Source organism: Extensimonas soli (assembly GCF_029211265.1).
GTDB classification, from domain to species: Bacteria; Pseudomonadota; Gammaproteobacteria; order Burkholderiales; family Burkholderiaceae_C; genus Extensimonas; species Extensimonas soli.
On sequence record NZ_JARGEL010000049.1, the window covers coordinates 1 to 9271 of the forward strand.

Genomic DNA, 9271 nt, shown 5'->3' on the forward strand with positions numbered 1-9271 from the left:
GCCGAAGATGTAGACTTATCCACAATCCAGACAGCCATTTGACCGTCAATTCAGTGGCTCAATTTTGGTTCGGAAGCCGGCTCACTTTGTTTCTGGAATCAACAGGCGTACTCGCCTTTTTCATCGAGCTGCTTGTAGTCGCGGTACTTGACCACTTCGTCGATGAAGTAGAGCGTGAGCACCTTCACACCCTGTTGGAACAGCGCCTGTTCCTTGTCGAAGTGCGCCTTGATGGCCTCGCGGATCTGGATACGGCGCAGCGCGGCTTCAGTAACATCTCCGGTCGCATCCCCAACGGTCAGCTCAACGCCATTCGTGAAGCTCAGGGTGTCGGAGTTGGCGTTGATATCGGCCACGACAAAGCCATCCCGATACTGATCGAGCCCGTTCGACAGATCGAACAAGTTGTCGCCTTTGGAAAGCTTCTTGACAACCCGCTTGATGTTGCCGCCCGCCAGCTTCTGCTCGAACTCCACACGCGCCTCCGGCGGCCTCTTGCTCGAGATCTCGATGGACTGCAGGTATAGATAGCCTGCCGTGCCCGCCAGACCTTTTACCGCGATGCCGCGCACTGCAATCTTTTTCACTAACTTCTGGTTGTAGGCGTCCAGTGCATCGAGGCGGTGAACCTTGTTGTGCGTAGTCTTGTGGGTGGCCGAGTAACGCAACACCATCAGCGCCTTGAACTCCTCCAACGACTTTAGCGTCGCCGCGCCTTCCATCTTCTGCGGCTCATCCAAAATCAGGATGGGGCGGTTGGCGCTTATCACGTCGATGGGCTTGCGCGACTGGAAGTCGTCCAGTACGTCATAAATGCGGCGGTTGTCGGCTCCTCGTGCGGCGAAGGCCTGCACGTTGATCACCATCACGTTGATGCCTGCGTCAGACGAGAAGCTCTCCAGGTGGTGCAGCTGCTTGGAGTTGTATATGAAAAAACGTGCCTTCTTACGGTAGGCTTCCAGGAAGTGTTCGGCAGTGATCTGCAGCGACTTGGCCACGCCTTCACGGATGGCAATGCTGGGCACCACGATGATGAACTTGCTCCAGCCGTACTGTTTATTCAGCTCAAAAATCGTCTTGATGTAGCAATAGGTCTTGCCCGTACCCGTCTCCATCTCGATGTCGAGATTGACTTTGGCAACCTTGGTTTTGACCAATGTGTCGGACGGCGGCAGATTTTGAGTGCGCTGCACGTCGTGAATATTGGCGAGCAAGGTCGAATCAGACAAAACTAGATCGGCATTCTTGAAGCCATCTCCACTAAACAAATCCTCGACACCTTGCCGGCCCTTACCCGGGTCAATGCGATAGCTCATGGATTCGGTCGACGCAAGTGGTTGCCCTTTGAAACAGTCAACCACGGCTTGCACCGCCGCTGTTTGGTATGCCTGGGTCTTGAACTTTAGCTTCATCCCGACCTCCTCAAATGCATTTCACTTCGGTGGCGGGTGACAACAGCTTGAATATCTGCTCCACGTTGATCTTGACCGCGCTGTCCTTGAACCCGGCGTCGCGAAACACCACGCGCAGGGGCTGTCGCTTGGCAAGCTCCTTCACAAAGTCCTCATCGACGCCGCTGTTTGCATCAAAACAAGCGGCTAGGGAATTCTCATCGATGAAGAACACGTCCTTGCCCTGAATGATTTGCTTGGAGATCGGCAGACTCAGATCCACACCCCAGTCCAGCATTACTTGGAAGAGTAAGTCTTCTGGTGTCCGATCGGGCTTAATGTTGTCGACAAACAATTCCAGCTTCGCTTTGTCGAGCGCATCAGGAGAGTAGTAGACGTCTGCCATGTTCGATGTATCGACTTTGAGGACGCGGAAGCCAACGTCTTTCTTCCACTGCTCATGCAAGCTATCCTTCAACGTAGCTGCACCAGCCCTGCGAATTCGTTCCTTTGTCACTTCAGAAAGCAACAACGGACGAGCATTTTTCGTGAGCAGTTTGATTGCCGACTGGACGGTCTTCTTGGCAGTGCCTGTTGTTGATGCCAAGGCATCTTCAAGGTTTTCTGGCAACTGCACGAGAATGAAACGGTGATTCGTTCCATAGACCGCATTGGCCCTCATCACTGCTTCTGCTGTTGTTCCAGAGCCAGCAAAGAAATCCATAATGATGGCTTCTCTATCGAGCGGGGTCATGTATTCAATCAGACGCGCAAGTTCTTCATGGTCTTTCGGGTTGCTGAATACTTTGGCGCCCATTAGTTTTCGCAGATATTTCACTGCGACCTGGGACTGCTTGTAGAAGTATGAGCCTCGTACCTGCGTTGCAAGTTCTGCGTCGGCATCTTCTTCACTGACGTCCTCGTCAGCATCAGTTTGATCTTCTATCGCTTCGTCCGGAATTGGGCGAATGTGTGCCTTGCGAAATGGGGGCTCAGTATGATCCTGGCGAAACTCTACAAGCCCTAGCTTTATCTGGCGCTGCATTTCCTCGGGGGTTGAGTATCTCCAGCCTGCCTCCGGTACAACGCACGGCTGCTTGGTTTCTGGATGAATCACGTCATAACGCGGGCCATCGCCACCCGGCCAAGAAATATCACGGTCACGCCATGGGCCATTTTTATCGACGCGCTTATAGCGAGCCCATTTTTTGGATGGATGACCTTTGGGTAAGTCTGAATACCACTGGCTTATCGCCGATTCCATTGCGGCGTAGTCTTCGCCATGAATTTTCTGGAGGCGCAAAAATTCAGACCAAATTTCTCTTGCGCCGGGTTTTTCCTCCCGCCAAACTTCCCCGCGCCCCCGCAGAAAGACTACATCTTTGGCGTAAACGAGCATGTACTCATGGCCGATAGAAAAGTACTTTGCATCGTTTTTTCGGCCTTTTTCCCAGACCAGTTGTGAAACGAAGTTCTGCTCACCAAAAATCTGGTCGCAGATACGGCGTAGCGAGGCCTGCTCAGCGTCATCAATGCTGATTAGAATGAGACCGTCGTCACTTAATAGTCGCTTGGCAAGCGTCAAGCGCGGATAGATCATATTGAGCCAGTCAGTATGGAAGCGACCCCGAGTTTCGGGGTTACTGACTAGTCGACCACCCTCTTGATTGCGGTCACCACTGACTTTCTCGAAGGCCTCTCTGGTTGCCGTAAAGTTGTCGCGGTAGATGAAGTCCTTCCCAGTGTTGTAGGGAGGGTCGATATAGATCAACTTGACTTGCCCAAGATAGTTCTCCTGCATTAGTTTCAAGGCTTCAAGGTTGTCGCCCTCAATGAACAGGTTCTTCGTGGTGTCGAAGTCCACGCTCTCATCACGGCAGGGGCGGAGCGTCTTGGCAATCGGTGCATTGGCAGTCAACAAGGCCTCGCGCTTTCCCGGCCAATTCAGGTGGTAGCGCTCCTGCGGTCCCTCGATAATGGAATCGGTCAGCTCCTGCCGCAGCTGGTCAAAATCCACCGTCAGCTTCACGTTGCCGTCTTCACCCTTGGCTTCCGTCACGCAACCCGGAAACAGATCGCGAATGCGGGCGATGTTGTCTTGCGTGAGATTGGGCGAGTGCATTTTCAGTTTGTCCATGTTCGGTCCTCGGGTCGCTGCGCTTCCGATATCGGGGTTCAGCGGCTCAATTGTTCAAGTTCAGTTTTCAGTTGCCGCAAGGTCGCGTTGATCTCGACCTTACGGTTAAATTGCTTTTCCTTAGCCAGTCTCGCCTGGGTTTTCTCGACTTCGCGGCGCTTGCTTTCCGCCTGCTCGATACGCGCAATCCAGTCGGGCAATGCCTCCTGCGGGCGTGCTGGCAGCGGCATTAGGCTTTGCAGTAGGGCGGAGTACAGTTGAGCCATGTCGAGGGCCAACGGCATGGCTGTGCGAGCAGTGGCTGCAGGTGTCCAGTCGGTAGCGAAGTAGCCGGACAGCACCCAGCGACTGGCATCGGCTTCGCTCGGGCGCTTGTAAGCCGCCACTGCCTGCGTTTTCGCCTGATCGCCCTGGCCTTGGTGTAGTTCAAACAGGATCGGGAACTGCACCGCGCCATCAATGCAGCGGAGCACGTCTTCGTGCAGTTCGGTGGATTTGAGCTGGATGCTGAAGACCTGTATTTCCGGCACGCCGGGCCGCGCAGGCAGATTGATCGTCTCCGGGGCCAGCTTGTACTGCCAGATGATCTGCTCCACCTGTTTGACGAACAGGTCTTTGAGCCGGGTGTTGGCTCCGCTGTGCTCGTAGATCTTGTTCTTGGGCAGAACGCGCCCGAAGGCGGCCTGCTTGGGGTAGGCAATCAGCGTTGCTTGTTGTTGTGTGCTCGCACCTTGGCTCATCCAGCCTCCTGAATCACGAGGAAGCTGATGAGTTCGAAGTCGTCCAGACCGGAGATGGTGTCGGTCAGCGCGGTGGTCTTGCCGCCGGAGAACAGGCTGTCCAGATCCTTTTCTTCCTTCACCTCGATCATCGAACGAATGGATTTCCCCAGCAGGTCAGAGTACGGCTGCATCCTCCGGCCATCCGCCGTTTCCTGATTGAAGCGCTGGCACACGTCGACAATGGGCTTGTCCTGGCCTTTGCAGCACGTGCGCACCAGATCGAGCAAGCGCTTAACCTCGGTGTGGTCGTGGATGACCTCGCCCTCGCGGTTGATGTAGACGAGGTAGTACGGGTGTAGGCGGTTGTGCTGGTTGAGGTTGACGCTGGCATTTCGGTTGCGCAGCGTGAAGATCGCACCAGGCCGCAGCCCCATCTCAGGTCTGGCGGGAACCACTGCGTGCATGCCGTTGGGCACATTGCTCAGCTCGCCGTGTGCCTTGACGTAGTTGAGCAAGTCCATGCGGAAGTCATTCAAACCCAGGTCTGTGATGGAGACACCGGTCTTCAAGTCCTCCAGCTCGATGACTTCCTCTTGCAGGCGACGCAGTTGCTCCTTGCGGTACGACACGTCGTTGGCTTGCGCAGATAGCACGTTGTCGTCACCGGTGGCGGTGACGTCAGCGATCATCATTCGGCTCTCGACGCGCTCCTTAAGATTGATGTACTCGTCGAGCGAAATGTCGGGCCAGTAGTTGACCAGCTGGATGCTGCTGTTGGGCGAGCCGATGCGATCCACCCGGCCAAAGCGCTGGATGATGCGCACCGGGTTCCAGTGGATGTCGTAGTTGATCAGGTAGTCGCAGTCCTGCAGGTTCTGGCCTTCGGAGATGCAGTCGGTGCCGATCAGCAGATCGACCTCGTGAGGTTCGTCCGGTAGCACCACGGCCTTCTCTTTCGAGCGCGGTGAGAAGAGCGTGAGCAGCTCCTGGAAGTCGTAGCTGCGCTTCTGTGTGCCGCTCTTGATGGTGGACTGCGGCGCACCCTTGCCGGTGACCTTGGCGCTGTGGATGGAGAGATTGGCCAGCAGCTCCGGCGCGAGGTTGGTGTACAGGTAATCGGCGGTGTCGGCAAAGGCGGTGAAGATCAGCACCTTCCTGTTGCCGGGGTTAATGGGTTTTTCAATCTTGCCGAGCAGTTGTGCCTTGAGGTGCTGCAGCTTGGCGTCGTCCTGCGGCGTGATCTTGTTCATCGAAGCCAGCAAGGCATCGATGACCTGTAAGTCCACCTTCAGTTCGTGCTCCCAGGATGGCAAGTCCATGTCGGCGAGGCTGATCTTGATCTTGCTGCCGATCTCGCCGCTCTCGTCGCCGGGCATTGGCAGCTCATCGTCCTCTGCATCCAGCCCTTCCAGCACTTCCGTGAGGTCGCCCACCGTCACCGCGCCGCCGGATTGATTGAACGCGGCGATCTTTGCGAGGGTGGCTTCGTTGTTGGCCCGAAGCGACTGCAGCGTGAGCCTGAACGACTGCACCGAACTTTCAAGCCGCTTAAGCAGGTTGACCGTCATCAGGGCCTGCAGACTTTTCTCGCGGTCGGCTTGGCGCAGCGTCCCTTTGCTACCAACCTTGGTGTCGTAGATCTCCTCGTACTTCTTCAGCCGACTGGGCAGGATGTAGCTGATGGGCGCATACACGGCCAGCTTGAGCAAGGAGAGTTGCTCGAAGATTTCGTTGAAGCCCAGCACATCCGAACGCGCAGTCAGCGGACAGTGGAACGACAGCGGCTTGCGGCGCTCGGGAAATTGGCCGATGTCCTTGGTGTCGTAGAAGGTCTGGATATGCTTGCGCGAGCGGGCAATGGTGACGCTGTCGAGCAGCTCGAAGAAGTCGAAGTCCAGCGAGTCGAGGATCGCACGCGCGGTACGTTCTTCCGGTGGTAGCTTTGACCACGCATTGAAGGCTGCTTGAGCGCCTCGGAAAATCTCCTCGACGCTTCTATCAGTGCGCAGCTTCTTTGTGAGGTTCTCGGAGTCGCCTTCGTAGGCCAGAGCCAGCTGGTTGCGCAAATCGGTAAAGCGGTTGTTGACCGGCGTCGCCGACAACATCAGCACCTTGGTCTTTACCCCTTCCTGGATCACCTTGCGCATTAGCTTCTGGTAGCGCGTTTCCTTGTCTTTGTAGGCGTCGTTGTTGCGGAAGTTGTGCGACTCGTCGATGACGACGAGGTCGTAGTTGCCCCAGTTGATGCGGTTCAGCGGGGTACCAAAGGACTCGCCGCTGGTGCGGGACAGATCCGTGTGGCAGAGGACGTCGTAGTTGAACCGGTCGCGGGCGAAGATGTTGGTCTTGAGGTTGCGGTTGTAGTTCAGCCAGTTGTCCGCCAGCTTCTTGGGGCAGAGCACCAGCACTGACCGGTTTCGCAGCTCGTAATACTTGATGACGGCCAGCGCGGTGAAGGTCTTGCCCAAGCCGACGCTGTCGGCAAGGATGCAGCCGCTGTAGGTTTCCAGCTTGTTGATGATCCCGGTGGCAGCATCCTTCTGGTAGTTGAAGAGCTTGTTCCAGATCAGCGTGTCCTGGTAGCCGGTGCGGTCGTTGGGCAGGACGTCTTCGTCGATGTCGTCTAGGAACTCGTTGAAGATGTTGTAGAGCATCAGGAAGTAGATGCTCTCGGGTGAGTTCTCTTGGTAGACCGAGGCGATGTGCTCGCAAATCTGCGCCGTCACGTCCTCCAGCTTTTCGGGGTCGTTCCAGATCTGATCGAATAGGCTGAGGTACGTGGCAGCAAAGGGTGCCTCGTCCATCTTGTTGACGAGGTTGGAAACCGCATTGCCTTGCTGGTACCCGAGATCGACAGCGGTGAACCCGTGCAGGGGCATGTAAGCCGTGTCGGTGCCGCCAGCCTGCACGCAGGCGAACTGCTGCATCGGCGCTTTAGTGCGGTTGCTCTTGAATTTGGCCTTGCGCCGTATCCACTCTGCGCACTCCTTGGCCACCGCCCGCTGGGTCAGCTTGTTACGCAGTTGGATTTCAAACTCGCTGCCGTAGAGGCTGCGCTCCCGGTCGAGCTTGGGGATGTGGAATTCCTTTCGCTCTTTGCGAATCTTGTCGGTGACCTCGTTGGCAACAAAGGTGGGCGAGGTGAAGATGAAGTCCAGCTCGTCGACCTTTTCCAGCTCAGCTTTCAGCGCCTCGAAGGCGTACATCGAAAAGCACGAGGCCGCGACTTTCAGGCGTGCGCCTGGCCGGAGGGTCTTCTTGAGATCGTCGCCAAGCAACCGGCTGATGTTGTCGATCAGTTCCATCAGTCGCTTGCCCCCGAATCCTTGTTGGTCAGATTGGCGGCAATCCACTCATCAAGGTCGCTGCGTCGGAAGCGCCACGTGCCGCCCAGCTTGAAAGCGGGAAGCTTGCCTTCGGCCGCGAGGCGGTAGACGGTGCGCTTGCCAGCCTTCAAGTAGGCGGCCACCTCGTCCAGGGTCAGGATTTCACCTTCCGGGTCTGCCATCGTCTCGCCTTTGCCGATGATGAATAGGGATTGCCAAGAGTTGCCAATTTTCCCATATGACGGCGAACTAGGCCAGAGGCTAGGCGAAGAAAAGAACGGCCAAATCGTTGAATCCCCGCCCTCATGGCCAAGGCGTTACTATCTGGCTCGGATTACGGACGCGGGTTCGGTTCCGTGTTCCACCACCATCCACCCAAACAAAGGCCGCCAAGGAACACCACCTGGCGGCCTTTTTCATTGGTAAATCGAGCACTTACACAGCAAGGGCGGGCAAGGGCAACCATTGACTGGCCTTGCCTCTGTCCGCCGTAGTCCATAGCCACTCGGTTACGCGGCTTTGCTGAGCTGGCCCGCGCGCCCGTTGGCTTCGAACTTCATCAGGCTGACGTAGCCCAGCGTGGAGTGCAGTCGCCGGTGGTTGTAGAACGTCAACCGGTCGATGATCTCGTCCATCGCCTCGCGGTGGGTGGCAAACCGTTTGCCATACGGTCTGCCGACCTTCAGACTGCCCCACAGGCTCTGCGTGGGTACATTGTCCCAGCAGTTGCCCTTGCGGCTCATGGAGTTGTGCATCCCGTAGCCCTCGAGCGCCGCCTGGATGTGCGGGGCAACCTCTGCCCGGCAGAGTTTGAGAGGCGCTGGCGGGCCCAATCCCCCAGGGGCAAGTCATCGCTGCCAAAGAGCACCGCGTTACCCACCGACGGCCGGTTCCCGGTTCGTCGCAAGCGAACGAACCGCCCGTCCATGGATAACGCTCAGCGCGATTCGTGGCGTCCACTGGATGGGGCCAGTTCACATTACAAACCTCGTGGCGTCCACTTGGGGGAGCAGTTCAGGCAATGTGGCTCTACACTGATATAATCAATAAGTTTTCCGGAGAGGTGGATGAGCGGTTTAAGTCGCACGCCTGGAAAGCGTGTGTGGGTTAATAGCCCACCGCGGGTTCGAATCCCGCCCTCTCCGCCACGATGAACTAAGTCCTTGATTTTCAAGGACTTTTTTCTTTGTGCGTCTGAACTTCGAAGTTGTCCATGTTCAACATCCAACTTCGGCTCAGTTCAGCATGTTCTCAGACCCTCTTGGTGGACCAGGCTCCGAGCAGCCCACGGCTCCCCTTACAGCTTCGCACATTGACGTTCTGCCACCGGCGGCCCAGGCTTGGGCACCCCGCCTCAGCGCCTCGCACCTGGCAAAAGGCCCCAATGGCATCTGGTATTGGCGCCTGACCGTGCCCGCCGCGTTGCGGCAGCGACACCCGGAACTGCCCAAAGAGCTGCGCCGCTCGACACAAACTGCGCACCGATGCCACGCCTTGGCAAAAGCGCGAAAAATGTGTTTAGACTTTTTTGTCAAGTACAGCAACGGGATCACACCAATGCACGCACTTGACCAACAGACGCACCAGACACTGTTGATTCCAGAAACAAAGTGAGCCGGCTTCCGAACCAAAATTGAGCCACTGAATTGACGGTCAAATGGCTGTCTGGATTGTGGATAAGTCTACATCTTCGGC

The 9271-nt window shown here is 56.6% G+C and carries 5 protein-coding genes, 1 tRNA gene and 2 pseudogenes; 2 read left to right on the forward strand and 6 right to left on the reverse strand.

The annotated features are described in order from the left end of the window. Positions 1–104: 104 nt before the first annotated feature. The 6 genes and pseudogenes from PYV55_RS16190 to PYV55_RS16215 form a co-directional block, all read right to left on the reverse strand. A pseudogene (locus PYV55_RS16190) lies at positions 105–1412 on the reverse strand (DEAD/DEAH box helicase family protein); the annotation flags it as partial. 10 nt (positions 1413–1422) lie between these two features. Beyond that, complete coding sequence (locus PYV55_RS16195) at positions 1423–3528, reverse strand: site-specific DNA-methyltransferase (protein ID WP_275853286.1); 2106 nt, start codon at positions 3526–3528, stop codon at positions 1423–1425. A 38-nt stretch (positions 3529–3566) separates the two neighbouring features. Beyond that, on the reverse strand, positions 3567–4268 hold the full coding sequence (locus PYV55_RS16200; RefSeq protein ID WP_275853288.1) for a DUF4391 domain-containing protein: 702 nt from the start codon (positions 4266–4268) through the stop codon (positions 3567–3569). After that, positions 4265–7555, reverse strand: coding sequence for an SNF2-related protein (locus PYV55_RS16205; protein WP_275853290.1), 3291 nt, complete (start codon positions 7553–7555; stop codon positions 4265–4267). Before PYV55_RS16205 ends, PYV55_RS16200 begins: the two co-directional genes overlap by 4 nt. Beyond that, positions 7555–7758 (reverse strand): methylation-associated defense system helix-turn-helix domain-containing protein MAD1, encoded by a 204-nt coding sequence (gene mads1, locus PYV55_RS16210; RefSeq protein WP_031672511.1) that lies wholly within the window; start codon positions 7756–7758, stop codon positions 7555–7557. The genes PYV55_RS16205 and mads1 overlap by 1 nt, the downstream gene beginning before the upstream one ends. 327 nt (positions 7759–8085) lie before the next feature. Further along, positions 8086–8355 (reverse strand): annotated as a pseudogene (locus PYV55_RS16215) (integrase core domain-containing protein); the annotation flags it as partial. 278 nt (positions 8356–8633) lie between these two features. Between PYV55_RS16215 and PYV55_RS16220 the strand changes: the two are divergent. Then, positions 8634–8724 (forward strand) — tRNA-Ser (locus PYV55_RS16220). A gap of 97 nt (positions 8725–8821) precedes the next feature. Then, the gene (locus tag PYV55_RS16360; protein ID WP_407066818.1) at positions 8822–9190 is read left to right on the forward strand and encodes a DUF6538 domain-containing protein; all 369 of its coding nucleotides are present in this window, start codon (positions 8822–8824) and stop codon (positions 9188–9190) included. Positions 9191–9271: the final 81 nt, after the last annotated feature.

Excerpts from the sequence above, each read along its gene's own strand:
- PYV55_RS16195 (WP_275853286.1), bottom strand. The coding sequence starts at position 3,528 with ATGGACAAACTGAAAATGCACTCGCCCAATCTCACGCAAGACAACATC.
- PYV55_RS16200 (WP_275853288.1), bottom strand. The coding sequence starts at position 4,268 with ATGAGCCAAGGTGCGAGCACACAACAACAAGCAACGCTGATTGCCTAC.
- PYV55_RS16205 (WP_275853290.1), bottom strand. The coding sequence starts at position 7,555 with ATGGAACTGATCGACAACATCAGCCGGTTGCTTGGCGACGATCTCAAG.
- mads1 (WP_031672511.1), bottom strand. The coding sequence starts at position 7,758 with ATGGCAGACCCGGAAGGTGAAATCCTGACCCTGGACGAGGTGGCCGCC.
- PYV55_RS16360 (WP_407066818.1), top strand. The coding sequence starts at position 8,822 with ATGTTCTCAGACCCTCTTGGTGGACCAGGCTCCGAGCAGCCCACGGCT.